At 59.6% G+C, this 26,026-nt stretch carries 22 protein-coding genes; 6 read left to right on the top strand and 16 right to left on the bottom strand.

Features of this window, described 5'->3' with window-relative positions; genetic code table 11:
• Positions 1 to 121 precede the first annotated feature (121 nt).
• Positions 122 to 1,297: a DMT family transporter gene (locus BQ4436_RS06650; protein WP_070362896.1), complete on the bottom strand. Its 1,176-nt coding sequence runs from the start codon at positions 1,295 to 1,297 to the stop codon at positions 122 to 124.
• Between the two features lie 442 nt (positions 1,298 to 1,739).
• Between BQ4436_RS06650 and BQ4436_RS06645 the strand changes: the two genes are divergently transcribed.
• The gene (locus tag BQ4436_RS06645) at positions 1,740 to 2,669 is read left to right on the top strand and encodes a cation diffusion facilitator family transporter (RefSeq protein WP_070362897.1); all 930 of its coding nucleotides are present in this window, start codon (positions 1,740 to 1,742) and stop codon (positions 2,667 to 2,669) included.
• Here the strand turns inward: BQ4436_RS06645 and BQ4436_RS06640 are convergent.
• Positions 2,666 to 3,031 (bottom strand): hypothetical protein, encoded by a 366-nt coding sequence (locus tag BQ4436_RS06640; protein WP_070362898.1) that lies wholly within the window; start codon positions 3,029 to 3,031, stop codon positions 2,666 to 2,668. The genes BQ4436_RS06645 and BQ4436_RS06640 overlap by 4 nt on opposite strands.
• Positions 3,032 to 3,085: 54 nt before the next feature.
• Between BQ4436_RS06640 and BQ4436_RS06635 the strand changes: the two genes are divergently transcribed.
• From BQ4436_RS06635 to BQ4436_RS06625, 3 genes are read left to right on the top strand one after another with little or no spacing between them, the layout of a single operon-like run.
• Positions 3,086 to 4,537 (top strand): SLC13 family permease, encoded by a 1,452-nt coding sequence (locus BQ4436_RS06635; RefSeq protein WP_070975982.1) that lies wholly within the window; start codon positions 3,086 to 3,088, stop codon positions 4,535 to 4,537.
• Positions 4,538 to 6,448 (top strand): ATP-binding protein, encoded by a 1,911-nt coding sequence (locus BQ4436_RS06630; protein ID WP_218117851.1) that lies wholly within the window; start codon positions 4,538 to 4,540, stop codon positions 6,446 to 6,448.
• The gene (locus BQ4436_RS06625) at positions 6,423 to 6,902 is read left to right on the top strand and encodes a response regulator (RefSeq protein WP_070975980.1); all 480 of its coding nucleotides are present in this window, start codon (positions 6,423 to 6,425) and stop codon (positions 6,900 to 6,902) included. Before BQ4436_RS06630 ends, BQ4436_RS06625 begins: the two co-directional genes overlap by 26 nt.
• Here the strand turns inward: BQ4436_RS06625 and BQ4436_RS06620 are convergent.
• The 9 genes from BQ4436_RS06620 to BQ4436_RS06580 all read right to left on the bottom strand — a co-directional run bounded on the left by BQ4436_RS06620 (position 6,899) and on the right by BQ4436_RS06580 (position 16,678).
• Complete coding sequence (locus tag BQ4436_RS06620) at positions 6,899 to 7,681, bottom strand: ABC transporter ATP-binding protein (protein WP_070476951.1); 783 nt, start codon at positions 7,679 to 7,681, stop codon at positions 6,899 to 6,901. The two genes, BQ4436_RS06625 and BQ4436_RS06620, sit on opposite strands and share 4 nt — an antisense overlap.
• Positions 7,682 to 7,685: 4 nt before the next feature.
• Entirely contained in the window at positions 7,686 to 8,630 is a 945-nt protein-coding gene (locus BQ4436_RS06615) for a FecCD family ABC transporter permease (RefSeq protein ID WP_176754823.1), read from the bottom strand.
• A 49-nt stretch (positions 8,631 to 8,679) separates the two neighbouring features.
• Positions 8,680 to 9,855 (bottom strand): ABC transporter substrate-binding protein, encoded by a 1,176-nt coding sequence (locus BQ4436_RS06610; RefSeq protein WP_070975977.1) that lies wholly within the window; start codon positions 9,853 to 9,855, stop codon positions 8,680 to 8,682.
• Positions 9,856 to 10,011: 156 nt separating this feature from the next.
• Positions 10,012 to 11,184 (bottom strand): acetylornithine transaminase, encoded by a 1,173-nt coding sequence (locus tag BQ4436_RS06605; protein WP_070975975.1) that lies wholly within the window; start codon positions 11,182 to 11,184, stop codon positions 10,012 to 10,014.
• The gene (argB, locus tag BQ4436_RS06600) at positions 11,181 to 12,116 is read right to left on the bottom strand and encodes an acetylglutamate kinase (protein ID WP_070975973.1); all 936 of its coding nucleotides are present in this window, start codon (positions 12,114 to 12,116) and stop codon (positions 11,181 to 11,183) included. The genes BQ4436_RS06605 and argB overlap by 4 nt, the downstream gene beginning before the upstream one ends.
• Positions 12,117 to 12,125: 9 nt before the next feature.
• Complete coding sequence (gene argJ / locus BQ4436_RS06595; protein WP_070975972.1) at positions 12,126 to 13,286, bottom strand: bifunctional glutamate N-acetyltransferase/amino-acid acetyltransferase ArgJ; 1,161 nt, start codon at positions 13,284 to 13,286, stop codon at positions 12,126 to 12,128.
• A gap of 60 nt (positions 13,287 to 13,346) precedes the next feature.
• On the bottom strand, positions 13,347 to 14,402 hold the full coding sequence (gene argC, locus BQ4436_RS06590; RefSeq protein ID WP_070975970.1) for an N-acetyl-gamma-glutamyl-phosphate reductase: 1,056 nt from the start codon (positions 14,400 to 14,402) through the stop codon (positions 13,347 to 13,349).
• A 164-nt stretch (positions 14,403 to 14,566) separates the two neighbouring features.
• The gene (gdhA, locus tag BQ4436_RS06585; RefSeq protein WP_070975969.1) at positions 14,567 to 15,913 is read right to left on the bottom strand and encodes an NADP-specific glutamate dehydrogenase; all 1,347 of its coding nucleotides are present in this window, start codon (positions 15,911 to 15,913) and stop codon (positions 14,567 to 14,569) included.
• A gap of 135 nt (positions 15,914 to 16,048) precedes the next feature.
• Positions 16,049 to 16,678, bottom strand: coding sequence for a LysE family translocator (locus tag BQ4436_RS06580; RefSeq protein WP_070975967.1), 630 nt, complete (start codon positions 16,676 to 16,678; stop codon positions 16,049 to 16,051).
• A 189-nt stretch (positions 16,679 to 16,867) separates the two neighbouring features.
• Here BQ4436_RS06580 and BQ4436_RS06575 point away from each other — a divergent pair, with 189 nt between their 5' ends.
• Together BQ4436_RS06575 and BQ4436_RS06570 are read left to right on the top strand one after the other, a co-directional pair.
• Complete coding sequence (locus BQ4436_RS06575) at positions 16,868 to 17,281, top strand: hypothetical protein (RefSeq protein WP_070975965.1); 414 nt, start codon at positions 16,868 to 16,870, stop codon at positions 17,279 to 17,281.
• Between the two features lie 27 nt (positions 17,282 to 17,308).
• Complete coding sequence (locus tag BQ4436_RS06570) at positions 17,309 to 17,602, top strand: hypothetical protein (RefSeq protein ID WP_070975963.1); 294 nt, start codon at positions 17,309 to 17,311, stop codon at positions 17,600 to 17,602.
• 11 nt (positions 17,603 to 17,613) lie between these two features.
• Here the strand turns inward: BQ4436_RS06570 and BQ4436_RS06565 are convergent, their stop codons facing one another.
• The 5 genes from BQ4436_RS06565 to BQ4436_RS06545 form a co-directional block, all read right to left on the bottom strand.
• Positions 17,614 to 20,766 carry a type I restriction endonuclease subunit R, EcoR124 family gene (locus BQ4436_RS06565; protein ID WP_070975961.1) on the bottom strand — a complete coding sequence of 1,051 codons (3,153 nt, stop codon included), beginning with the start codon at positions 20,764 to 20,766 and terminating at the stop codon, positions 17,614 to 17,616.
• Between the two features lie 12 nt (positions 20,767 to 20,778).
• Positions 20,779 to 22,032, bottom strand: a complete 1,254-nt coding sequence (locus tag BQ4436_RS06560) for a restriction endonuclease subunit S (protein ID WP_176754822.1) — start codon at positions 22,030 to 22,032, stop codon at positions 20,779 to 20,781.
• Positions 22,025 to 24,613 carry a type I restriction-modification system subunit M gene (locus BQ4436_RS06555; RefSeq protein WP_070975958.1) on the bottom strand — a complete coding sequence of 863 codons (2,589 nt, stop codon included), beginning with the start codon at positions 24,611 to 24,613 and terminating at the stop codon, positions 22,025 to 22,027. The genes BQ4436_RS06560 and BQ4436_RS06555 overlap by 8 nt, the downstream gene beginning before the upstream one ends.
• A 250-nt stretch (positions 24,614 to 24,863) precedes the next feature.
• Positions 24,864 to 25,451, bottom strand: coding sequence for an anti-sigma factor (locus BQ4436_RS06550; protein WP_070975956.1), 588 nt, complete (start codon positions 25,449 to 25,451; stop codon positions 24,864 to 24,866).
• Entirely contained in the window at positions 25,451 to 25,999 is a 549-nt protein-coding gene (locus BQ4436_RS06545) for a sigma-70 family RNA polymerase sigma factor (RefSeq protein WP_070976066.1), read from the bottom strand. The genes BQ4436_RS06550 and BQ4436_RS06545 overlap by 1 nt, the downstream gene beginning before the upstream one ends.
• Positions 26,000 to 26,026: the final 27 nt, after the last annotated feature.

Here is a 26,026-nt window from a genome sequence, read left to right as displayed (position 1 = left end):
GCTCGTTGACGATGATTATTCGATTATTTGCCGATGCCCCGCCTGTCCTTTCGGAACGAACGGGGTTCGGGTTTTCACTGTAGTTGTGAAATCTTTCGGTTCGCCCCGAACCTAGTCCGAATTAGTGGTGATGGTGATGCTTCTTCGGGTTATCCGAGGCTTCTTCCGGTGAGTGTCCGGGCGCTAATCCCTCTCTGACGAGTTGTTCATCGAGCGAATGGTCGGGATTCTCGTGGTCCGGTTTCATCTTCGATTTTGAAAACATTGTGAACATCCCATTTTGATATGCCACTGTACCCAAAATCAGGAAGATACCGATGATCTGCAGTACCGATGGGATCTCGCCGAACAGCGGGGCCGCAATGATAACGGAGGTCACCGGCGAAAGCAGCAGGATACCTGCGGACAGGGTTGGGTCGAGCCAGACCGTGCCGTACTGGACGAAGGTCCACGCCAACGCCTGGCCGAGGATAACCAAGCAGATCAGGTTGAACCAGTTCCATGCAGTCAGTGGGTCGCCGACTGTGGTCTCCGGGTCAACCAATGGGAGCTGACCGTCGATCAAGACGCCATTGACGAAGTCGAAGCCGCCACGCGGGGAGATGAAGAGCGCAACAATGGTAGGCGCAACAGCCTGCGCTGCCATCGTGTACATCATCGGCTGGACGTAGAGGTCCTTACGTGCGGAGGTACCAGCCTTGCGGGAGAGGTAGAGGTAGAACGAGTAGCACACGCCGGAGGTCAAACCGAAGATGGTGCCCAGCGTCGCGGTCTTGATGCCGTAAATGCTCTCCGGGCCGCCGGATGCTTCCGCCGCCTCAAATACGCCACCGGTCAACAGCACACCGACGGCCATGATCGGAACAAGAATCAGGAACACTGGCGGAATCTTGTACTTATCAAAGATTGCCGTAAGCATCGGCACGATAATGACCTGCAGATTCAGCAGAATCGCGGCAACACCAGCGCCTACGTAGAAAATGGAGTAGTTCCAGCATGTGAAGTCCACGCCCAAGAAGAGACCCGAGGCAATGGAGAGCATGATGCCCTTCTTGCTCAGGGATTCTTTCTTGCGGATTTCCATAACACCGAACGGGATCAACACGAGGCAACCGAGCACAACGCGCAGGAAGGCCTGCGTGGCGGGATCCATGTTTGTGGCCTTTACCCACAACGGGGTACCGGCAAGGAATGCTGTACCAAGGGCAAGGAACAACACTGCCTTGCCGTGGCTCACTGGTTTGATTGGCGGACCCTTGATGTCCGCTGCCGTAGTGGCGCTAGAAGTATTTGACATGCCAAACACAATACATTCCGAAACACATTTCAGAATTCCCTAAGGCACTATTTGCATAACTTTCAAACTATTGCATATATAATCCCCCTCCGAGCGACTTTATAAAAGCCCCATTCATATTTTTATACATTTCGACTACCCCCGCATTGGGGTGTGTTTAAACAGTACAAATGTACTGTCAGCTGCAGATTTCCCAAAAATGTCCCGAAAATTGGGCCAAAAATAGAAACCCTCTACCCCTTTATTGAATATCCGAGATTCGATGGTTCGATTGAATTACATACTGTTGTTTTTTCATTATTTTATAAATCAACATTCAAAAGTTTCCTGGGAGCTTTTAAGGTCCAACTTTCAACCTTTCCCGGTTCGCCTGGTCCCATACCCCTCCCCGACCGCACTGTTAACATATTGCAGGTCAGATATAGGGAGGCGGAAAGCAGACATGCCTTTGTCCGAAATCAATGCTGAACGTAAACGAGAACAGCGGCTCCTCGAACGGTTTATGTGGCTCTCCATCACAGCGTCCGTCATCACCATTGCTTTGAAGATGGCAGCGGCCGGCATTACGGGATCAGTCGGTTTCCTCTCCGACGCCATCGAGTCCGTGATCAACCTGGTTGCTGCCCTCGTCGGCCTGTGGGCACTGAAGCTTTCCGCCAAGCCCGCAGACGAAAACCACAACTTTGGCCACGCGAAGGCCGAGTACTTCTCCGCGCAGGTGGAGGGCTCGCTGATTCTGGTGGCGTCCGTGGCCATTATCTATACGTCCGTGCAGCGCATTATTCACCCGCAGCCGGTTGAGCAGATCGGTATCGGCCTGGCGTTTTCTGTTGCCGCCACGGTACTAAACCTCGCGGTGGGCGTCGCGCTGGTGAAAGCTGGGAAGAAGTACCGCTCCTCAACACTGGACGCCGACGGCCACCACCTCCTCACTGACGTGTGGACCACGGTCGGAGTGATCGTCGGCATCGCGGCGGTCTGGATTACGGACTGGCAGCTGCTCGACCCGATCATCGCGCTGTGCGTCGGCTTCAACGTCCTGTTCACCGGCTACCGCCTGCTCAAAGGCGCCATTCTTGGGCTGCTCTCGGAAGCGCTGCCGCAAGATGAGCTGGAGAAGCTGCACGGCTTCCTTAATAGCTACGCTGCCGAGCACGACGTCGAGTTCACGTCGGTGCGCACGGCTGCGTTTGGCCGCGATCGGCTTATCAGCCTCGTCGTGCAGGTCCCCGGCGGGTGGACTGTGGCGTACTCCCACGAGCACGCCGACGCCATCGAGGATGGCATCACTGCGGTCATCGGTGAGTCGGAAACGATCGTGCATGTGGAGCCTGCCGGGTACCACACCCGCACCGGACCGCTCTGGGCTTAAGAACCGTTTTCAGTCACTGACGCATACTGTTCGCTGAGCTTGTCAGCCTCGGTGACGTAAAACATTGCGCGCTTCCCCATCGACTCGTCGCGCTTGTCGGTGCGGGCCTGTAAATCTTCGATCTCGGACTCGGGCACGCCGATGCCCCGCATCTCGTCTGTCTTTGACCAGATGGTAATGATGGCGTCTTCGAAGGCGGGCTCGTCCATCACGCCTGGATCGGCATCGGGCGCGGTCTCTGCTTCCTGCGAAGCCGGTGCGGCGGGTGTTTGCTCGAATGGGAGGGGCTGGGTGGTGCACGAAGTGGCCGTCGATACGCAGGCGGCGGCGAGTGCTGCGACGAAAAGCTTTGAGTGTTTCATTCTGCTTATTCTAACCACCGAAATTCGCTGGTCATACGATTAAGATACAGAGGTATGGCTGTACAGCATGGAACGATTCCACCACCGGCGCTCCAGCAGCGCGCCCCCTCCCTTTCGAAAAAGCAGTGGGCGGGCCTCATTCTTGGCGCCGTGCTCTTCGCGCTCCCCTTCTTTTTCAACATCCCTGGCCTCGAGGCGCCCGGCCAGCGGATGCTTTCTATTTTCCTGTTGGCGATTGTCTTCTGGATCCTCGAGCCGATCCCGCTGACCGCGACCGCGGTGCTAGTGATCTTCCTCGAGGTCATCCTGCTTTCGAAGGGCGCCATCGTTGACCCGACGGGTGGCGTCGAGGCGCTGAAGGAGACGGTGCTGCCGGCGTCCGACTACTTTGCGGCGCTGGCGAACCCGGTGATCATCCTGTTCTTGGGCGGGTTCATGATTGCGCATGGCGCGGAGAAGTTCGGGCTGGACAAGAACCTGGCGGCGATCATGCTTCGGCCGTTCCCGGACAAGGCGCGGCTGACGGTGCTGGGGCTCATGCTGATTACCGCGCTGCTGAGCATGTTTATGTCGAATACGGCGACGACGGCCACGATGTTCGCGGTGGTCATCCCGATTCTGCGCACGCTGCCGCCGGGTAAGGTGCGCGCGGGTGTGGCGCTGTCGATTCCGCTAGCGGCGAACGTGGGCGGCATCGGTACTCCGGTAGGTACGCCGCCGAACGCGATCGCGATTGGTGCGCTGGCAGAATACGGCATCAAGGTGTCCTTCGTGCAGTGGATGCTGCTTGCCGTCCCGTTCATGCTGGTTGTGCTGGTGTTTGCGTGGCTGTTCCTGTGCGTCGCGTTCATCCCTTCGGAGACGCGGATCTCGATTGCAATGGATGCGTCCTGGGATACGTCGTCGAACGCGAAGCTGTTTTACGCCGTCGCGGGGCTGACGATTGCGCTGTGGATGAGCGAGCCACTTCACGGGATCTCCTCGAATATTGTCGGTTTCTTCCCCGTCGTCGCGCTGCTGAGCCTGAAAGTGATGAAGGGCAAGGACGTCCAGGCGCTGGACTGGCCTGTGTTGTGGCTGGTCTCCGGCGGTATTGCGCTGGGCACGGGCGTGGGCGCGACGGGGCTCGACGATTGGCTGGTCGGCTCCGTGAACTGGAAGGTGCTCGGCCCGATGATGATCCTGGCGCTGCTGGGCCTGATCGGGTTTGCCATGGCGAACGTCATTTCCCACTCGGCGGCGGCGAACCTGCTGGTGCCACTGGCGGTCTCGCTGGCGATCACGCTGTCCGAGCCGAGCCCGATGCTCATCGCGGTGATTGTGGCGATCGCCTGCTCGCTGGGTATGGCGCTGCCGATCTCCACCCCGCCAAACGCGATTGCGTACGCCACAAAGGAGATCACCATCCCACAGATGGCGCAGGTCGGCCTGGTGGTGGGTACGGTGGCAACGCTGCTGCTGATCTTCGTGATGCCGTCAGTGTGGACGCTGTTGGGGCTGCTGTAGATGATTCCCCACTCAACAATCGCGGTCATCGGTGCGTCGGAGGCGTCACGCACCATCCAGACCATCGTGCGCGACGCGTTCGGCGGCACCCACACGGTGCTCACCTACCCGTCGCTGACGGACTTGCCTCGCACGGACGACCTCGCGCTCGTCACCGTCACGGTGCACGAGCACGGGCTCACCGCCGATCACCCGCTGGTCAAATTTCTTGACGACGCCCACTACGAACACACCCGCATCATCGTCCTGACCACGGCACCGACGGTGTCGGGCCTGGACCGGCTCAGCGAGCTGGGCAGGCTGGACATGCTGGTGTACACGCCGGAGATCCACGACGAGGCCCTGGCACGGAACCTGCAGCAGCAGCTCACCCGCTATTGGGCGTCGCGCTACCACGACAACCCCGAGCTGGCGTCGAAGTACGACCAGCCGGCGGCGCCGGCGCTGGACGTGGAGCTCAGCGACGAGGAGATCATCAAGCACATTATTGACGCCGCCGACCGGCACCTCGGGCGCCAGCCGCGCCTGGTCTTCCCTCCCGGGGTGAACCTGACCACGGAGGGCAAAGAGGTCGAGGAAGTCATCTTGACCATCTCGGGCGAGGTGGTGCTGCAGCGCAGCACGGACGCCGGGGATATTACGATGCACCGCGGATCGACGGGCCAGGTAATTGGCCTGTTGGCGCTAGCGGGCACGCGCATCGGGTTCTTCACCGCGCGAACCACGACGGAGGTCACGGCGGTGCAGCTGCCGATGGACCAACTCAACTACCTGCTCGACATCGCCCCTGGCCTGGACCGCATGCTCGCTGTGTTGCTGGTGCGCTCCTACGACCGGCGCCTGCGCCGCTCCGAGGACATCCAGGTGCACCAGCACGAGATGACCGCGGAGCTTGAGCAGGAGCGGGCGCGGCTCAGCACCGCCTTGCGCAACCTGGAGGAGGCCCGCCGAGAGCTGATGAGCCAGGCCCGCTTCGCCTCACTCGGTGAGTTGGCGGCGGGGGTCGCCCACGAGCTGAACAACCCGATGGCCGCGATTGAGCGAACGGCGGCGCATCTCGGAGAGGACGTCGATACGCTGCTGGCTTCGAGCCCGAACCGGAAGTGGCGCGAGGGCGTACTGAAGGCGTTTGAGCAGGCAAAACGTGCACCATCGGTGAGTACGAAGGAGGCGCGCAGGTTGCGGCGTGAGCTCACCGAGATCATCGGCGACCGCGCGCTTGCGCAGCGCTGGGTGCTCGCCGGTCTGCACGACGCCGCCTTTGCTAAGCAGGTGGCTCGCTCCCGCAGGCTCGACTTCGAGACCATCGAGCGCGCTGCGGCGATCGGCACTGGGGTGCGTAACCTCTCCACCGCGGCGACCCGCATCACGGAACTCGTGGCCTCGCTGCGCTCGTACGCGCGCCCCGACGGCGACCCCGTCACCGACGTCAATGTCCACGAAGGTATCGACGACACCCTCCGGCTGATTTCGCACCGGCTCGACCACGTCGAGGTCATCCGCGACTATGCGGAGCTGCCCAACATCACGTGCATGCCGGGCCAGCTTGCTCAGGTGTGGACGAACCTGCTGACCAACGCCGCCGAGGCGATGCAGGACACCGGCGTTGGCGGCACTGTCACGATTAGAACCAGCGCGCCCGAGCCGGGCTGGGTCGAAGTCGACATTATTGATGACGGCCCCGGCATCCCCGGCGAGCGCCTCGAGCGGCTCTTCGAACCGCGTTTCACCACGAAGAACGGCCAGGTGCGCTTCGGGATGGGCATCGGCCTGACTGTGTGCCGAAGCATCATCAATAAGCACCACGGAACCATCACGCTGGAGTCCTCGCCACGAGGCACCCAAGCCAGCGTGCGCCTACGTATCAACGGACCAAGGAGACACCATGAACCTCACCATTCTGATTCTTGAAGATGAAGCCGAAGTGCGCGCCGCCCTTGAGCGCGACCTCCTCTTGTTCGCGGACACCGTCCGCTTGGAGGTTGCCTCCAACGCCGACGAGGCATGGGAGGTGATCGACGAGCTCAGCGACGACGGCGACCTCCTCGCGCTCGCGCTGTGTGATCACCGCATGCCCGGGACCACCGGCGTGGAGTTCCTTGTGCAGATGATGCAAGACCCACGCACCGCGGCGACCCGGAAGGTGCTGGTAACCGGGCAGGCGCAGCTCAAGGACACCGTGCACGCGGTGAACGAGGCGAACCTGGACTACTACATCGCTAAGCCGTGGGACGTCGAGAACCTGCACAGCGTAGTGCGTGACATGTTGACGGACTACGTGGAGGCGCTAGACATCGACCCGCTGCCCTACTTCGAGGTGCTGGACCAGCAGCGGGCGCTGAAGCTTACCCGCCACCGGGACTAATGGATGGAGGTTGGTGAGTGCTCGGGCGGGATCTTCGGGTGGTCTAACAGGTCGAACCCGAAGAGGATCCGGTCCTTGACTCCCGCCAGAATCGCCTCGACGGAGTAGACGTCGCGGAACGTTTGCTTCGTAAACACTTCGGCGGGTGAGCCTTCGGCATAGATCTTGCCTTCGTGGAGCACGATGATGTGGTCCGCGAAGCGCTCAATCAGGTCGATTTGGTGCAGGCTTACTACCGTTGTGATGTTTCGTTCAACCGTGAGCGCCTTGATTTGGTGCAGGATTCTGTACTGGTTTTCGATGTCGAGTGCGGACGTGGGCTCATCGAAAAGCAGGATGTCTGGCCGTTTGACCATGGCCTGCCCGATGAAGACTTTTTGGCGTTGGCCACCGGACAGGTTGCGGATGGCGACGTCGCGCAGGGGCTGCAACTCAAGCATGTCGAGCACCTCGTTGACGTCGTCGATGTCTTCCTGCGTGGTGCGGATGCCCAGCTTGGCAACTTTGCCGATCATCACCGTTTCAAACACGGTGAACGGTAGGTCGCCTTCCGTGTGCTGGTTCAGGTAAGAAATGTTACCGGTGGTTGTAATCTCGCCGGAGATCTTCTTGCCGCGCCCTTGGTTGTGTGAGCGGACAATCGACGTCATCAGCGTGGTCTTGCCAGCACCGTTGCGCCCCATCAGTACGGTGACCTCGCCGGGTTTGGCTTGGAAGCTGATGTTGTTGATGATCTGGCGCTCGCCATAATCGAACGAGAAGTTCTTGACGCGAATCATGCCGCTACACCGCCCTTTGACGGCGCTGGCTGGTAAGCGCGTAGACCAGGAACGGAATGCCGATGATGGAGCTGATGATGCCGATTGGCACCACAACCCCAGGGACGATCAGCTTCGAGAGTATAGAGGACACCAGCAGGATCATCGCGCCGAGGATCGCGGAGCTTGTCAGGTAGAAACGCTGGTCTTCGGAAACGAGGCGGCGTGCCAAGTGCGGCGCGGCCAGCCCGATGAACCCGATCTTTCCGCAGAAACTCACCGCGAGCGCGGTCAGAATCGAGGCCAAGACGAGGGAGAGGATCTTCACGCGCCCGACTTTGACGCCGAGCGCTTCCGCTCGTGCTTCACCGAACTTCAGCGCGGTCAGGTTCCACGCGTTGCGCAGCAGCACCGCGAAGACAACGACGAACGTCGAGAGCAGGATCCACGCCTGCGGATACGAGGCGCGGGTGAGCCCGCCCATCGTCCAGAAGACGATGTACGACAGGCTCTCTTCTGACGCGCGGTACTGGATCAGGGACAGGAAGGCGTCGAAGAGGAAGTTCAGCGCGATGCCCGCAAGCACGAGTGATGAGTTGCTCATCTCGATGTACTTGCCCACCGCGAAGATAACCAGCACGGAGACCAGCGCGAGCAGCAGCGCACCGCCGGTAACGAACACCATCGGCAGCGCCATCACAAAGACGATGGCTGCGCCAAGGCTCGCTGCCGAGGACACGCCAAGCGTGAACGGGCTGGCAAGCGGGTTATTCAGGATCGTCTGCATCACGGCACCCGCCAACCCCAGACTCATCCCCACCCCAACTGCCATGAGGGCAGCCGGCATGCGCATGCGGAAGAACGCAATGTGCTCAACCGAATCAGGATCTAGCACGGCGGAGAAGTTCGAGAGCTTGATGTTGGCGGGGCCGACGCAAAGATCCACCACGAAAAGGACTACGACCGCCAAAATGGCAAATGCGACCAGTAGTCCTTTCGGGAGGCTTTTTGTTCTTGCCTTACTCATACTTGATGAACCAGGTTCCCTCGTATGGGATCGGCATGTACTTATCGAAGTACTCCTTGATCAGCGCTTCCGGATCCAGGTCCGCGAACTCCTCCGGGTGGAAAAGCTTGGCAAGCTGCGCGTAGGAGTAGAAGTCCAGCATTTCGCGGGTCATAGGGTGACCAATCGCGTACAGCTCGTTGTTCTGGATTGCCTTAAGCTTGTCCCAGCCCTCGCGCTGGCGGAACGGCTCCATCGAGGCCAGCGCCTCCTCATTGGAGACGGAGAAGCCCATCTTGACCGAGTCCGGCTGGTTCGCCCACAGGGAACCCGAGAGCACGATTTTGTCCGGGTTGCTGACCAAGACCTGTTCGGCGGAGAGCGCCTCGGCGTCGTCCGCAGCCATGAAGTGCGTCGCAATGTTGTCCGCACCGACGGCGTCCAGGATGGCGCCCCACATGATGCCGGCACCGTAGGTATTGCCGAATTCGGTTGGGCCGTTCGAGGTCGTCTCGAAGTAGACCGACGTGGTGCGGTCCAGCTTCGAAGCGCGCTCCTCAATGTCGCCGACGACGTCTTCGTAGAACTTCGTGATCTCGTCGACGTTCTTCGTCAGCCCGGTGGCTTCAGCGATGATCTTGGTGGACTGAATATGGTTTTCCAGCTTTTGGCTGTGGTAATCGATGTAGATTACCGGGATGCCAGTCTGTTCAGCGATGACATCCATCTTTGCTTTTTGGCGAACCGGAGCAATGACTCCGTCGACACCCATCGTCAACAGTTGTTCGGCGGAGATCTGATCCTTCGTCGCATCACCAATCTTCGGGATATCAGCAAGCTCCGGGTTCGCCTTAAGCAACAGGTCCCACAGGTCTTGTCGGTTGGACTCGAGGCCCTTGTCCATCGCAGCGATCTTGGACGTGTAGTTGTCCCGGTCGAGGGCCGCCATCGTCAAAAGCGGCCCGCCTGAACCAGAAAGCTGGATGGCGGCGTGCTCGAGTGGCTTCTCCAGTTGAATCGTGTTCCCGGTGATGTCCGTGATGGTCACTGCATGCGAGGCATCTGCAACGGTCTGGCTCGCTTCCGGAGTGGACTCGTTGTTCGTAGAGGTGCTGCATCCAGTGACTGTCCACATCATCGCGGCGCAGAGCACTACAGCTGGGAGAGATTTCTTGGCGGAGAAGGCCATGGCATCGACTTTCACTTTGGGGTGGTTGCACCGATTCCGAGCAAGGAATGTGAAGGCGCAAGGGCGGATACCTCCGCCCCACTAACTAACGTTCAATTAATGAATTGAACAATCAAATTACAGCACATGTGAAAGCGATACGTCAAGCCTGGCATTTTACTGAGACGCTCCCGCAATCGTGGCCGCGAGACGCTCAACCGCCTGTGCGATCTCCTCGTCGCTGATCACCAGTGGCGGCGTCAGGCGAATCACGTCATCCGCCGGCGCGTTCAGGATCACGCCCTGCTCAAGTCCCAGCGTGACGACGCGCTTCGCCACCGGCTGCTCCAGCACCAGGCCAAGCATGAGTCCGCGCCCGCGCACTTCCTTTACGCCTGGGATTGCCAAGGTGGCGTCGTAAAGCACCTGACCTTTGCGGCGCACCTCCGCGAGGAAGGCGTCGTCGATGGTGGCCAGCACTGCCGTGGCCGCCGCGCACGAGACTGGGTTGCCGCCGAACGTGGTGCCGTGACTGCCCGGAGTGAAGAGCTTCGCCGCCTCGCCGCGAGCGATCGTCGCGCCGATCGGGAGACCCGCGCCGAGGCCCTTGGCCATGGTGATGACGTCCGGGAGCACACCCTCGTGCTGGAAGGCGAAGAAGTCGCCGGTGCGGCCGACGCCGGTCTGCACCTCGTCGGTGATAAAGAGGATGCCGTGCTTGTCGCACAGCTCGCGGACCTGGGTGAGGAAGCCTTCCGGGGCGGGGATGACGCCGGTCTCGCCCTGAATTGGCTCCAGAATGATCGCCGCGGTGTCCGACGGGTCCTGCTCCACCAATGCGGTGAGCGCGTCGATGTCGCCGTACGGGTAGAACTCAACCCCGGCAGGCAGTGGCTCGAACGGCTTTTGCTTGTCGGGCTGCCCGGTCATCGCGAGCGCACCCATGGTGCGACCGTGGAAACCGTGCTGCGCTGCGAGGATGCGGCGGCGACCCGTCAGGCGCGCGAGTTTGAAGGCGGCCTCGTTGGCCTCGGTGCCGGAGTTGCCGAAGTAGACGCGGGCGGTGTCATCACCGACGTGCTCGCGGAGTGCCTCAGCGACCTTGACCACGGGTGCGGAGCCGAACAGGTTCGAGACGTGGCCGAGCGTCGATAGCTGGTTGGTGACCGCCTCGACCACTGCCGGATGCGCATGGCCGAGCGCGTTGACCGCGATGCCAGCCAGCATGTCGATGTACTGCTTGCCATCCGCGTCAGTCACGGTGGAGCCGGAACCTTCGACGAGTTCGACTGGCGGAACCGGGTAGTTATCTAAAAGCGCGCCCGCCCAACGCTGCGTGAAGTCCTTCATGCGTCATCCTTTCTAAAAATGGTGCCGTCCGGGTACTGGGAACGGTCGTAATCATCTGGCAGAACCATGGTGCCCACACCGCCCATCGTGAGCAGCTCAAGAAGCACGGAGTGCGCGACGCGCCCGTCGATGACGTGGGCGGCTTTCACCCCACCCCGCACTGCAGTCAGGCACGCCTCCATCTTGGGGATCATCCCCGAGTCCAATGCTGGCAGCATCTGCTCGAGATCCCCGGCCTCGATCTTAGACAGCAGCGAGTCCCTATTCGGCCAGTCCGTGTAGAGGCCCTCCACGTTGGTGAGCACCACGAGGCGCTCCGCGCCGATCGCCGCGGCGAGCGCGCCCGCGGCCTCGTCGGCGTTGATGTTGTACACCTCGCCGTTGCCGCCCGGCGCGATGCCGGAGACCACCGGGATGCGTCCTGCTTCGATGATGTCCATGACGGCGGCGGGGTTGACGTCGGTGATCGTGCCGACGAGCCCGATGTCGCGGGTTTCGCCGTCGACGTCGACGGTGCGGCGCTTCGCGGTGAACAGCCCGGCGTCCTCGCCGGAGGTGCCCACCGCGTACGGCCCGTGGGAGTTGATCTTGCCCAGCAGGTCACGCCCGACCTGGCCGAAGAGCACCATGCGCACCACGTCCAGGATCTCCGGGGTGGTGACGCGGAAGCCGCCGACGAACTCGCCGCCGTCGAGGCCGAGGCGGGAGAGCATCGCGCTGATCTGTGGGCCACCGCCGTGGACGACGACGGGCTTCGCGCCGACGGTGCGCAGGAAGACCATGTCGGCGGCGAACGCGGCCTTGAGGTCCTCGTCGATCATGGCGTTGCCGCCGTACTTGACCACGACGATTTTGTCGCGGTAGTGCTGCAGCCACGGCAGTGCCTCTGCCAGGACGGTTGCCCGCTGCTCGCTGCTGAGATTCGGTAACACGACTGCCTCCTAGCTGCTGTATGCGGAGTTGATTTCGACGTAGGCGTGTGACAGGTCGGTGGTGCGCACGGTGGCGGTGCCCTGCCCGCCGGTGCCGAGGTTGACGACGACCTCGATGTCCGCACCGCTCAAGTCCACGTCGCGCGCGCCCGGCGCGCCCGCAGACTGCGCGCACACGGTGTGTCCGTTGAAGGTGACGGAGATGTTCTCGGCGTCCATCTCGGCCTCGGCCATGCCGACGGCGGCGAGGACGCGGCCCCAGTTCGGGTCGGAGCCGAACATTGCGGTCTTGACCAGGTTGTCGCGCCCGATGGCCCGGGCTGCGTTGAGCGCCTGGGCGTCGTCGGCTGCGCCTTCGACGGTGATGGCCACGCGTTTGGTTACGCCTTCGGCGTCGGATTGCATCATGGCGGCGAGCTGCGAGCAGGCGTCCTGCATCGCGGCGTCGAGTTCCTCTTGCGTCGGGGTGACGCCGCTTGCGCCGCTGGCCATGGCGATGACGGTGTCGTTGGTGGAGGTGGAGCCGTCGATATCGAGGGTGTTGAAGGTGGTGGCGACGGCGCGCTCGAGCGCGGTCTGCAGCGCTTGGCTCTCGACGTCTGCGTCCGTGGTGATGCACACGAGCATCGTGGCAAGCGACGGCGCCATCATGCCCGCGCCCTTGCCCATCCCGCCGAGCGCCCAACCGTCACCCTTGACGACGACCTCTTTCGCCACAGTATCCGTGGTTTTGATGGCGACAGCGGCGTCCGCGCCATGGTCGCCGAGCTCCTTCACGACGACCCCGATGCCGTGCTCTACCTTGTCCATCGGCAGCACGTCGCCGATGATGCCGGTGGAGCACACCGCGATCTGCGAGGCGTCCGCCCCGATGCCTGCGGCGGTCAGCTGCTGCATCGCCTTGGCGTCCTCGAGGCCCTGCGCGCCGGTGCAGGCGTTGGCGTTGCCGGAGTTAAACACGACGGCGGAGAGAGCGCCTCCCTTGATTACTTCGCGGCTGACCTTGACCGGCGCTGCGAAAACTTTGTTGCGGGTGAACACGGCAGCGGCCGCGTTCTTTGGCCCTTCGCTGACCACGACGGCCATGTCCGGCTTGCCGGATGCCTTGATGCCGGCCGAGGTTGCTGCGGCGCTGAATCCTTTGGGGGCGGTAACACCAGTAGTGCTCATGATGAAAATGTCCTTTACAGTCCGTTATGAGAAGAAGTAGAGATGGAATGGGGCTGGCGGTTACGGGGCCACCCCGGCTCGCGAGAGTCCCGCGGTCTCTTCGAGCCCGAGCGCGAGGTTCATGCACTGCACAGCACCGCCGCCGGTGCCTTTGGTGAGGTTATCGATGGCGCTGGTGACCACCAGTTTCTTGGCCGATTCGTCGACTTCTACCTGCACGTGGCACATGTTTGAGCCGACCACGTGCTGCGTCTGTGGCTGCTGACCTGTCGGGAGCAGGGTGACGAAGGCTTCGCCCGCGTAGGCGGATTCGTACGCCGCGCGGACCGCGGCCGCGTCCACGCCCTGGGCAAGCGGCGCCACCACGGTGGTGAGGATGCCGCGCGGTAGCGGTGCGAGCACCGGCGTGAAGCTGATGCCGACCGGAGACTGCGCAACTTCCTGCAGGTTCTGCTGGATCTCCGGGGTGTGCCGGTGGGTGCCGCCAGCGCTGTAGGCCTTCAGCGAGCCCATCGTTTCCGCGCCCAGCATGGCAACGCTCGCATTCTTGCCTGCGCCGGACACGCCGGTGACGGAGACGATAGTCAGGTCCGGCTCGACCAGGCCGGATGCCACCACGGGCCACGCCGCGAGCGTAGCGCCCGTCGGGAAGCAGCCGGGCACCGCGATCCGCGTGGCTGCTGCGATCTGCTCGCGGTGGCCGGGCAGCTCCGGCAGGCCGTACGGCCAGGAGCCGGCGTGCTCGGAGCCGTAGTAGTGCTGCCAGGCATCGGCGCTGCGCAGGCGGAAGTCCGCAGCACAGTCGATGACCGTGACCTCTGGCGGCAGCGCCGCGCCGATCTTCGCGGAGTGCCCGTGCGGCAAGCCGAGGAAGACGACGTCGTGGCCCGCGAGCACCTCTACCGTGGTGGGTTCGATGACGCGGTCGGCAAGCTCGGGCAGGTGCGGCATGATCTCCCCTACCGAGGCGCCCGCGTTGGAGGCTCCGGTGAGCGCACCGATTGCAAGCTCGCCCGCGAGGTATGCCGGGTGGCCGAGCAGCAGGCGGAGGATCTCGCCGCCGGCGTACCCGGTAGCGCCCGCGACTGCTACGTTCAACACTTTTTGCTCTGACATACACGGCAGCGTAACAGATATACGGCGCGCTGTATGTTATTCAGGAAAATTTCTTTCCTCCTACCCCCGGAAACACGTCTGCCCACTACCGAACCGGCCTTAAGCCAGTGTCGACAGTGGGCAACCGAGCGTATTTTATGCCATCAACGCATATTCATATATCCCTAGATAACACCCTGCGCCAGCATCGCGTCAGCGACCTTCTTGAAGCCCGCGATGTTCGCGCCTGCCACGTAGTCTCCCTCCAAGTCGTACTGCTTCGCGGTGCGAGCAACCGTCTTGAAGATGTTCGACATGATTTCGTGCAGGCGCTGGTCGGTGTATTCGAAAGACCAGGAGTCGCGCGAGGCGTTCTGCTGCATCTCCAGCGCGGAGGTGGCCACGCCACCTGCGTTGGCGGCCTTGCCCGGCGCGAACGCGATCCCCTTCTGCTGGAAGTAGTGGGCAGCCGCTGGGGTGCACGGCATGTTGGCACCCTCGGCGACGTAGCGGACACCGTTGTCCACGAGGAGTTTGGCGTCGTCACCATCGAGCTCGTTCTGGGTGGCACACGGCAGGGCAACATCCGCCTGGACCTCCCACACGTTGCCATCCCGGTGAAATTCGACGCCCTCGCCGGCCTCAGCCGCGTAGGTGGAGATGCGCCCGCGGCGCACTTCCTTAACATCCTTGAGCAGTTCGATGTCCACGCCGTTCGGGGTGGTGACGTAGCCGGAGGAGTCCGACATGGCCACAACCACGCCGCCGAGCTGCTGCACCTTCTCCGCAGCGTAGATAGCCACGTTGCCAGAGCCGGACACGATAACCTTGGAGCCTTCGAAGGACTCGCCGTGCGTCTGCATCATCTCGGAGGTGAGGTAGACCAGGCCATAGCCGGTTGCCTCGGTGCGCACGAGGGAGCCGCCCCACTTCAGGCCCTTGCCAGTGATCACGCCGGACTCGTGGCTGTTTTCCAGGCGGCGGTACTGGCCAAAGAGGTAGCCGATCTCGCGGGCGCCAACGCCGATGTCACCGGCTGGCACGTCGCGGTATTCGCCGATGTGGGTGTGCAGCTCCGTCATGAAGGACTGGCAGAACCGCATGATCTCGGCGTCGGACTTGCCCTTCGGATCGAAGTCGGAGCCGCCCTTCGCGCCGCCGATTGGCAGACCGGTCAGGGAGTTCTTGAAGATCTGCTCGAAGCCCAGGAATTTGATGATGCCCAGGTTCACGCTCGGGTGGAATCGCAGCCCGCCCTTGTATGGGCCGAGCGCGGAGTTGAACTGCACCCGGAAGCCGCGGTTGACCTGGATTTGCCCATTGTCATCGACCCACGGGACGCGGAACACAAGTTGGCGCTCTGGCTCGCAAAGACGCTCGATGAGTCCGTAGTCAGCGTAGTGAGGATCCTTATTGAGGACGATCTTGAGGGAGTCAAGCACTTCCGCGAGCGCCTGGTGGAACTCCGGCTCCCCCGCGTTCCTCATCTGCAATTTGCCGTAATAGTCAGAGATCTGCTGATCGATAGACATGTGAATCCTTTCTTCGTGGCGCCCCTTCCGTGGCGAGCACTATATTGACTGGACCCCTGTTAGTTTTCCCTCATTGCAAAAGTGTCGCAGGGAAAAATCCACCGAATTTTTGCGACATAGGTCACATTTTTGGCGCTATTTCGCCAGCGTTTCCACGAAGTAGAACAGCCCGATGCCCAGGAAGATGATCCCCGGCAGGTACTGCAGCCCCGGGATGTTGCGCAGCTGCGTCCGCGCCGCCACCTGAATCAGCACGGACATCGCACTAAACACCAGCAGCGTCACACCCAGCAGCAGCCCCAGCATGCTGAGCTTTTCCGCCAGCCCCTCGTAGTGGCTCATCATCGGTGTGAAGAAAGAGGCGAAGAACGCCAGCGCTTTCGGGTTCGAGATGTTGGTGACGTACCCCAGTCGCACCGAGGCGCCCGTCGTGCACCCGGCCACGCTCGCTACTTCTTGCTCTTCATTACTTTTCGACGTCCCCTTCGCCCGCTTCACGCTCCCCCACAGACCAAACGCGCCGAGCAGCATCAGCGCCACTGACCCCGCCAGCGGCAACACCACCGACAGCGCGGGCACGACGTGCAGGAGCGCCTCAATCCCGAGCAGCGCGAGTACCGACCACGTTGCCACCCCAAGCATCGCCCCGAGCGCCGTCCAGAACCCCGCCCGCTGCCCGTAGCGTGAAGTCTGCGTGCCGATCGCCACAATGTCCGGCCCCGGAATCGCCATCACCGTTGCCCAGGTGAGCACGTCTACGAGCACGGGCGTACCTCCTGTACAACACCTCTCGGTCCAATGATTTCAGTAGGTGCCAGGATATGCGTTGTTTGTGGTGTCCGGGGGCGATTCTCAACCCGAACATATCTGCGACTACGAGCGAGCTTGCCCGCCGAAATGTCGGATCCGTTCGGTACATTGCAGCAACACCAACAACACCGAAGGAGTCCAATCATGACAACGCCCACAGCGCGGTTCCACGGCTACCCGAAACGCCCCGTCCCCGATATTTTCGGCGGCTCCGACTGGGACGTACCCATGACCGACCGCGATAGCGACTCTATCTTTTTCCTCGTGGAGTACCTGAAAATCACCGACCCCGAAAACGCGAACGAGCCGGCGGCCTACAAATTACTTCGCGAGCTCAGCGACGAACACCGCGCAATGGAAAAGGGAGTATTTGACCGACTTCGCGAGACACCAGGCATCCAGGAGGAGAAGGACCAGGCGTTTTACCGGGTGATGTTCCAGTTCCGCCAGTACCAAGCCGGGCAGCTCGTGGCCAAAGCCCTGGAGGCCACCGACGGAAACCCGTACAAGGTGGTCGGGATGATGCGCTACCACCAACCAGGAATCGAACCCGCTTGAGCTGTCGACGCCGTTATGAAAACCACCATGGAGGATGCACTGAAAACGCTCGGGAGGGACCACAGCCCGCAGGCCGTCGAAGAACTCTGGTTGGAGCTCAACCAGGAGGCAGACCTGATCGCGCAGGCGAAGAAGGTACTACGCCTCGCCGGGTGGGCAAAGGACATCGCCGACATCCCGCGCAGCAGAAACGCGATGGAACAGGTCTTTTTGCAGGACCAGCGCGAGACCGCCTGGACCGCGATTGACCAGCATCTAACCGAGCCGATCAACGCCCTCATGGACCAGCAAGAAGAGGAAGATCCCTGGGCGGTGGACTGAGACAGCTATGCCTAATCCCCTACCGCGGCTTCTTCGAGGTCTACAGGCAGGACGTGATGCAGCACGTATTGCCGCAGCATTCTATCGACGGCCGTGTTCACTTTAAAGCGCGGGAGTTTCTTCCCGGTCTGTTGACGGAAGTACTCGGCCGCAGCGTCCAGGTCAACGGAGTTGATGACGTCATCGAAGCGGCCGAACTCGTTAATGTGAGCCTCATCGACATGGGCTGCGAGGAGTGCTCGCAACAGCTCTGCTTCAACACCAATAGCTCGCACGAGTTGCGCGATCTCACGGTCTTGCTGTGTGAGTCTGTAATCGTTGATGTAATCCTGCACTGTCTTGCCAGGCACAAGAACTGCATCGCCAGACTGGATGTCATGGAGCCAACGGTTCGCAAACACCTGGTCGTCCGCACTCAAGCGCGCAAAGCCTGCGTGCAGGTCAGAGAGCAATTCATCAAGTTCAGCCTGCGGTACACCGGCCTCGATAGCACACAGATACTTCGTATACTTCGCGTTGAGGTAGTCCGCATCAATACGAGCAGTATCGATATGAGTGATGTGAACGTCGATGTCGTACGGCGGACGACCATCACTTCCATCAGGTCCCGGCTCGGGTTCACCGTCTGAACTGTCAAGCTCCTTGTAGCGCGCCAGCAGCGCGATATACACCGGCTCTGTCAATTCTACTTCAACAGTGGTTTTTCCAAAGTCGTAAGTGCTCTTCTCCCAGGTAAAACCTTGGATCTGCGCAGCCTGGAGGTGATCGTAGAGTTCAGGCAGTACCTTTGCGAACTCAAGGCGGTCTGCTTCATCGTCTGGCAGCCGAGAGAAGTCATCAATCCCAGCAAACAACCCCTTAATGACGGTAAAGCACTGGTTGATCTGCATTAAGTGCTCATCGAGGTGGTCTACAAATAACCCAAAAGGTTTATCACCCGAGTAGAGCTTCACGGCAGCGTTGATGTTGCGCTGCATCGTGTGAGGCTTGCGGTAGTAGCGAATAGAACCGAATGGCTTATCTGGGCCGAAGACACGGTTAGTTCGCGAAAACGCCTGGATAATGCTTTCGTAGGAAATAACCTTGTCGAGGTAGAGCGTATTGAGCCACTTCGAGTCAAAACCCGTAAGCATCTGATCGACCACAATGAGCAGGTCAATCTGCTTATCGTGTGTAAAGGTCGGCGTGTTGTACGGTGCTTTGTGCGCCAGCCGTGCAGCAATGTCGCGCTTAAACGCAGCGTGCGTTGTCATGGTGAAGTGCTGGTCAAACTTCGCGTTGTAGTGCTCTAGCACCTCGACAAGACCGTCTTCTTTTCTGAGTTGAGCTTCACCCGTGTTGTCGATATTCGGATCGAACAACGCAGTAACGTTCAACTGCGGGTATGCGTCACGGAAGATTCGGAAATACTCAATAGCCTCGGGGATCGAGTGTGTTGCCAGGATCGCGTGAAAAGCGCCGTTACGGCTTAAATGCACCCAGTGTTCAGCAATATCGGACGCAACAGCCTCGCGGTGTTCCGGCTGATCGTACTGCGCCATAGGGATATAGTCCTCGATCCCCTTGTCATAAGAACCGTCCTCGTGGCGCACTCCGGCCATCGGGACTTGTGCCTTGTCCATGTACTTAAGGAAGGTCTTTTTCTTGCTTGCGTTACTTAGGGCATCTTTTTCATCATCGGCCTTGGCCTGTTCCAGGGCAATGGTTTTGCGCACATCATGTTCACGGAACGTCTCAACCATCTCAGGATCAAAACCGAGAACGTTTCCATCACGAATACCATCGGCGATGGAATAGCGGTGCAGCTCATCGCCAAAGATGGTGGCCGTGGTGGCGTGCAGCTTCTGATTCTCGTCGTGGATCGGCGTGCCCGTAAAACCGAACAGCAGCGCGTCTGGCAGCGTGGTCTTAATATTCAGCAGCATGTCTCCGAAGGTGGAGCGATGTGCCTCGTCAATGATGAAGACGATGCGCTTATCACGCAACTTCTTCAGATCAGGCGCACGAAGTGTGTCGGCCTGCAAGTGGTGGAACTTATGCAGCGAAGTCACGATCAACACCGAAGTGTCATTCAAGAGCAGTCGTAGTAGCTCATCAGCGCTCGCGGTGTCTGCAACGTCGATGGTGTCGCCGCCATAGCTGCGATAGTTCGCCAGCGACTGCGTGCCTAGTTCCACACGGTCAAGCAAGAAGACAACCTTGTCGGCGTTTTTAGAATCAGCGATCAGCTGCGCGGTTTTGAAGCTGGTGATGGTCTTGCCAGACCCAGTGGTATGCCAGATGTAGCCGCCCTTGTTGTCACTGCCCCACTCGTGGCTTTCCACCCGGTCAGCAATGCGGTGCGCAGCAAAGTACTGGTACGAGCGCATGACCATCAATACACCGGCTGCGCGGTCAGTGACCGTGTAGAAGCCGATGAGCTGGTGCGCCATCGGGATGGACAGCAGCGAGGTCACGACTCGTGGCCAGTCGTTGATCAGCTCATTGTTGAAATCAGCCCAGTAGAAGAAGAAATCAGGGTTGAAATTCACGCCTGGACCAGGGTTAGCGAAGTAGAGCGATTCGGTCGGCGTCATGCCGACGAAGATCTGCACCAGCGAAAACAGTCCAGTGAAGACACCCTCGTGGGCGTACTTGATGATCTGGTTCGTAGCCTGCGAGACAGGAACACCAGAGCGTTTCAACTCCAGATGGATCACCGGCATGCCGTTAATCAGCAGCATGAGGTCTCCGCGCCGCTCAGGCATGAGCTTGTGTGCTGCAGTTGAGAATTTCGGTTGCCGTGCGATCTGATAACAGGACTGCCCACCTGCGATCTCGCGGCGGTCGTAAATCTTGAGTGAGACTTCTTTGCCCAGGTTGTGCGCCTCAGGCGCATCACGGGTAATAGCCACGCTGCGGCCGTTGATGAACTCGTTGAGCCGCAACGGCGTGCGCAACTCAGTGATCTGCTCGATGATCTGATCCATCTCAGAGGATGTCAGCGGCACATCACTGAGCCGGTCCTGGTCACGGTTGTTGTTGTAAAGGATCGTGGCCCAATTGTCGATGAGCTGGCGCTCAGTGGGGCGGTCAAGCACCTCACCCCAGCCGTGACGGCTCAGCAGGGCAACAACGTCGTCTTCGAACTGAGCCTCTTCTGTGTAGGTCAGTGGTGTAGTCATAGTGAGCACTCCTTAGACGAACATGCGCTGCAGCAGCGCAGTCTTGGCCTGCGTCAGTTGCGTGATGTAGCGGCTCTCAGCTGCGATAAGCGCATCGAGATCAGCGAACACCTCACCGATAGCACGCTGTTCTTCGAGACTAGGAGGGATTTTGACGCGGAACGACAGGATGTCTAGCGCAGAAAGGTGAGGGACAGCGGTTTCTGTCTTCACGCTTCTGATATACCCGAAGAAATCCTTTGCAAACCACTGGTACAAAAACTTCGGGTCAACATTATGGTGTGCTCGCACGCGGGCGACGCGTTGTACAAGGAGCGCTGGAAGATCCGTTTTTGACACCATCGCAAAACTCTTACCGATTAAGGCACCATCCATTTGCAAAAGGATGTCGTTCTGATCGAGGAGGAAGGTTTCCACGCCACGAATCGAGGGCCAAAAAACGGTCAGGCTTTGATCGAAATCAAGCCAGCCTCTCTTGACGTTCATCCCTCGAACTAATCTAATGCCGTCATCCACAAAGCTAGAGCTTTGGAACGGGTTACCGACAAGAACGTCAGAGACATTCTGTATTCGCACCTCGTCCCACGCCGCGCTGAACCCATTAAGCCGCAGCTCTGGTTCATCAGCCTCGTCTTGCGGGAACATGCGCTGTAGGAGCGCAGTCTTGGTCTGCTGCAGGTTCGCGTGCTTGGTGCGGTGTTGCTCGATAAGTGTGTCAAGATCAGCGAAGAGTTCACCAATGGCGCGCTGTTCTTCGAGAGTGGGAGGCTGATAGAAGGACGTATTTGCCAAGATTGCGGTGTTGATTGAAGGCATCGACATGCCGACCGCCCGCTTGCGAATAGCACCTCGAACCGGGTCTGTTTCTAGAACTGAGTGCAGAAATTCAGCATCACAGGTTGTATCTGGGCGTAACCGAAGAACACGTCCTGAGAAGAGCCAACCATTCTGCAGTTCGGTTACACGCGCATTAATGTCCACAGAGCCTACACGCGAAAACACGATATCGTCTGTCTGCAGCCAGTACACTTTTAGTCGGCACCGATCATCGTCGCTCACCTGGGGAACCCCTTGACCAGTCAACGGGAGCATCCCGGATTTGAAATGCTCTGTGGTCACAATTGGAGTGCCGTGTTCAACGTAGTCTTCGGCGTGAAGGGTGCTTCCGAATGGGCCTGTGGTGATTTCAAACTCCGCCAGGTGGCGAAGTACCCAAGGATTCGAGAACCCATCAAACCGCAGCGCCGGTATGTGTTTCTTAGTCACGCTGACCATCGCCCAGCATCTGCTTCAGGGCTGCAACAGCCTGCATATCCGCACCTGAGCCAGTGAGCTGGTCCAGCGATGCAAGCAGGCTGCGCTCAGTGGTAGCGATCTGCGTATCCAACGCAGTTAGCGGCGTGACGTACTTATCCTGCAAGCGCTGCACCTGGTCAGCGAGTTCACGCAACGCAAGCGTCGGCAGTAGTGAAAGCTGCGCTATAAGCGCTGCAACCCACTTTGCCGAGAGCACCTCTACGACCTGATCGTCGGTAAGGTTTTCAACAGTCTCGTGAGTCTTAGCCTCTAGCTCTTCGGTGGACTCCTTGAGCTGGGTTTTCACCTGGTCCAAGCGGTCGATGAGCTGCTTTGCGTTAATCTGAATGGCCTCAACACTGCTCTCGGGCCACTGCTGGTCGTTAGTTAGGTTCTTTACCGCCTTCTTGAGTTCACCCTTCAAGAAACCAGTTTCCTTGGCGTTGAGCACATCAGCCAGATCAGTCTTGTCGTCTTCGCTCAGGCCTTCGATCAGGGCTGTGAGTTCAGCATCAACGCTGTCGCGCTCAGCAGTGAGGTCATCTACCTGGTCACGGAGTTCAGGCAAGTACAGGTCACGGATGACCTCGAAAGTCGCTACACGACCTTCCCAGCCCGTTTGGACTTCTTCCTTCTTCTTGTTCTTCGTCTTCCACTCCATGACAGGGTCAATCACACGCATTGCATCCCAGCCCTCGGTCTGCAGGATCGTCAGGTCGTTGGCAATGGTGAGCCACTTCTCATGCAGTAACTGATAGCCCTGGTACTCATTGACCAGAGGCACCGGGGCCAGACGCGCGAACAGGTCAGCCTTGATCCCATCCTCGGCGGTGCTGACTGGAACAGCCATCGCGTTATCGATCAGGGCTGTTTCCAAGGACTCAGCAAACCCATCCAGTGACGCGTTCAATGTGTCTGCCAGCGCTTGAGCAGCACTGTGCTCTAAGACCGTTTCGCGAATATCGTCAGGGCGGATGGTTGCATAACCATTGGCATCTTCATCGAAGAGTGCCTCACGCAGGCCCGGCAGCACGTCCCAGTAGTCGGCAACAGCGTCGATCTCGCTGACCGGAATACCACCGTTGACGGTGGCGAAGAAGTCTACGGACTCCGGTGGCAGCGTCGCAGAGACGTAGCGCGGGATATTGAGGTTGTAGTCGTTAGCGCGGATCTCATCGCGAGATACAACACGAGCGAAGTGCTCGACGTCGCGGCGAGCTTGAACAGTATCAACGATTCGCTCGATGTCACGTGCGCGCAGCAGGTTGTTCTTACCGTCTTTGATAAAGCCCTGGGATGCATCGATAAACAGCACATCATCGTGCCTGCGCTGCTTCTTCAACACCATAATGATGGTCGGAATGCCGGTGCCGTAGAAGATCGACCCCGGCAGGCCGATGATCGTATCGATGTTATTGGCCTCGATAAGACGTGTACGGATGATCTCTTCTGCCCCACCACGGAAAAGTACACCGTGCGGCAGAACGATGGTCATGATGCCGTCCGGCTTGATGTGGAACAGCTCGTGGAGCAAGAAGGCGAAGTCTGCCTTGTTCTGCGGTGCCAGACCGTACTGGGTAAAGCGTGGATCGGCGTCCATCCCCTCTGGCTCCCACTTCTGTGAATACGGAGGGTTCGACACAACAGCATCAACAAACAACGGATCATAAGTGTTCTCTGGGTCAGACTCGTCGAACATCGGCCAGTCATGCTTCAGGCTGTCGCCGTTGCGGGCGACAATGTTGTCTGCCTTGACCCCTCGCATGACCAAGTTCATGCGCGTGAGGTTGAAGGTGTTTTCCTTGATCTCTTGGGCGTAGTACTTAATCGCATCAGGATCCCCCATATGACGTGCGACAGCCTGACCGATATTCAGCAGCAGCGAGCCAGAACCAGAGGTCGGGTCGTAAATGGTGAGGGTCTCACGGTCTTGAGTGTGTGCGGCGACGATGCGGCTCATCACCTCAGAGACCTCGTGCGGGGTGTAGAACTCGCCGGCTTTCTTGCCGGCGTTCGCTGCAAACTTCGAGATCAAGTACTCGTAGACGTACCCAAGTACGTCGTAACTCTGGGCGCCGTCCGTAGGGATGTCATGAATCAGGTCGAGCAGTTCCTTAATGGCCTTGGTCTGCGACGTGGCGTTCGCGCCTAGCTTCGACAGTCCCGTCTCAAGCGTGCGGAAGATGTCGTTGAACACATGAGCACGGCTCGGCAGGATAAGACGGTCAAACGCCGCTAGTGCATCACGCACATCAGCGACATTGAAGTCGCTGCCTGCAGCGCGCCATGTCGAGTGGAGGTTGTTGTACGAGATGAAGTAGCCCAAGCGATTCTGCACGAACTCGACAGTCTCAGCATCATCTTCGACGAGCACTTCGGCAAGCTCGTTGGGTTCCACGTCATTGGAGTACATGAGTTGCTCAACCTGATCGGAGAGGAACTTATAGAAGATGAAGCCGAGAATGTAGTCCTTGTACTCTTGCGCTTCGATTTTGGAACGCATGGTGTTCGCAGATTCCCAGATGCGTGATGCTAATTGTCGTTTATCCATTTGAGCTTCCCTGTGCCAACCAGACTAAGTTCGGTTAATACTGCTTTCTTGCTGCTTCGCTCAAAAAAGCTAGCTCCGCGCCACAAGATAATTCACGAGTTCAGTATCCGAACCACGAGCGTAACTCAAGACCGGTAGTCAATGGCAACGCACACACCGCGACATGCGAGCGGACGAACGTCGAAAAGCAAGCACACCCCGCGCTCATGCTTAACCTGCAGGCCGTGCGTGCTCCACTCCCCTTTTGCGGCTAAAGCTTCACTTTCGCCAGCACCGCACCCGAAGGCTGTTCGGCGCCCGCGGCGACTTCTTCAGTTACAAGAACAGAGGTGGTGTCGCCGGGCAACGGCATCCACACGTCATCATGGGGTTCTTGACCGATGACTCCGGCAGATTTCATCGCACCGTCGTCCATAACGGCCCACACTTGAGCCCCCATGCCATGGGCCAGCGCAGGTTGACCGTTGACCATGGCGCCGCCCTTGCCCATGTCGGAACTGAGCACGATGTCGAGGGTTGCCCCCATAGCATCGACCTGGCCCTGGCGGGCATCTTCAGCACCCATCACTGCATGCATCTCGTCAATGCCCTGCGCTGTTATGGACTCTGACGCATCGTTGTTGCTGAACTGAGTAACCACGACCCCAGAACCGGCCACAAGGAGCACTGCGGCTGCCACCGCGAAGAGGCGGCGACTCGGCTGCTTGCCTCTGGCCGAGGAGAGATCGGTGACCTGCTCCGTTTCGTCAATACGCGCCATGATCGCGCTTTTGAGCTCCGGCGGTGGCGCAACTGGCAAGGCTGCAGAATTAAAAAGATCCTCGAAATCCTTATCCATCACAGGCCTCCTTTCAATGTCACGGCCTTGCGCAACTTTTTCAGACCATCGCGCACGCGCGTCTTAGCGGTGCCGAGCGCAACACCTGTCGCATCAGCAATTTCTTGGTGGGTGCACTCCCCAAAGTACGCCAACATGAGCGCACTGCGATGGGGTTCCCCAATCGAATCAATGAGTTGTTGAAGCTCCTGCGACTCTAGCCTGAGTTGCGCCTCATCTTCTGCGGGCGCAACCCAAGTTGTGAGCTGCCTCTTGAATTCTTCCTCGTCGCGCGCCTGGGCGCTGCGCCAGCTCCTCAGCCGGTCGATGGACCGCGATTTTGTCATTCGAAGAATCCACGACTTCGCGTTGCCACGAGCCGGGTCGAACGTATGGGCTTTCTGCCACACCTCGACGAACACCTCTTGCGTGACCTCTTCCGCCTGGGCGTGGTCGCGCAAAATATGTGTGGCTAGACCAAGAACCTGGGGCGCCAGAGCGTCGTAAAGATCGGCGAAGGCGGACTTGTTACCTGCGCGCACGCCATCTAACAGACTGCCTAGTTCCACAGGCTTCAAATCTAGCACTTGCAGCAC

Origin of the sequence: Corynebacterium sp. MC3, from assembly GCF_900099485.1 — a bacterium.
Taxonomy (GTDB): Bacteria; Actinomycetota; Actinomycetes; order Mycobacteriales; family Mycobacteriaceae; genus Corynebacterium; species Corynebacterium pseudogenitalium.
The sequence above is the reverse complement of the archived record's forward strand: the minus strand, read 5'-3'. Positions and strand labels throughout refer to the sequence as shown.

Bases quoted from the DNA above. Each gene is read 5' to 3' on its own strand.
- BQ4436_RS06555 (WP_070975958.1), bottom strand. From the start codon at position 24,613: ATGGATAAACGACAATTAGCATCACGCATCTGGGAATCTGCGAACACC.
- BQ4436_RS06620 (WP_070476951.1), bottom strand. From the start codon at position 7,681: ATGATTCGCGTCAAGAACTTCTCGTTCGATTATGGCGAGCGCCAGATC.
- BQ4436_RS06565 (WP_070975961.1), bottom strand. From the start codon at position 20,766: ATGACTACACCACTGACCTACACAGAAGAGGCTCAGTTCGAAGACGAC.
- BQ4436_RS06650 (WP_070362896.1), bottom strand. From the start codon at position 1,297: ATGTCAAATACTTCTAGCGCCACTACGGCAGCGGACATCAAGGGTCCG.
- gdhA (WP_070975969.1), bottom strand. From the start codon at position 15,913: ATGTCTATCGATCAGCAGATCTCTGACTATTACGGCAAATTGCAGATG.
- BQ4436_RS06550 (WP_070975956.1), bottom strand. From the start codon at position 25,451: ATGGATAAGGATTTCGAGGATCTTTTTAATTCTGCAGCCTTGCCAGTT.
- argC (WP_070975970.1), bottom strand. From the start codon at position 14,402: ATGTCAGAGCAAAAAGTGTTGAACGTAGCAGTCGCGGGCGCTACCGGG.
- BQ4436_RS06630 (WP_218117851.1), top strand. From the start codon at position 4,538: ATGATTCCCCACTCAACAATCGCGGTCATCGGTGCGTCGGAGGCGTCA.
- BQ4436_RS06570 (WP_070975963.1), top strand. From the start codon at position 17,309: ATGGAGGATGCACTGAAAACGCTCGGGAGGGACCACAGCCCGCAGGCC.
- BQ4436_RS06575 (WP_070975965.1), top strand. From the start codon at position 16,868: ATGACAACGCCCACAGCGCGGTTCCACGGCTACCCGAAACGCCCCGTC.
- BQ4436_RS06640 (WP_070362898.1), bottom strand. From the start codon at position 3,031: ATGAAACACTCAAAGCTTTTCGTCGCAGCACTCGCCGCCGCCTGCGTA.
- BQ4436_RS06605 (WP_070975975.1), bottom strand. From the start codon at position 11,184: ATGAAGGACTTCACGCAGCGTTGGGCGGGCGCGCTTTTAGATAACTAC.
- BQ4436_RS06610 (WP_070975977.1), bottom strand. From the start codon at position 9,855: ATGGCCTTCTCCGCCAAGAAATCTCTCCCAGCTGTAGTGCTCTGCGCC.
- BQ4436_RS06635 (WP_070975982.1), top strand. From the start codon at position 3,086: ATGGCTGTACAGCATGGAACGATTCCACCACCGGCGCTCCAGCAGCGC.
- BQ4436_RS06645 (WP_070362897.1), top strand. From the start codon at position 1,740: ATGCCTTTGTCCGAAATCAATGCTGAACGTAAACGAGAACAGCGGCTC.
- argJ (WP_070975972.1), bottom strand. From the start codon at position 13,286: ATGAGCACTACTGGTGTTACCGCCCCCAAAGGATTCAGCGCCGCAGCA.
- BQ4436_RS06625 (WP_070975980.1), top strand. From the start codon at position 6,423: ATGAACCTCACCATTCTGATTCTTGAAGATGAAGCCGAAGTGCGCGCC.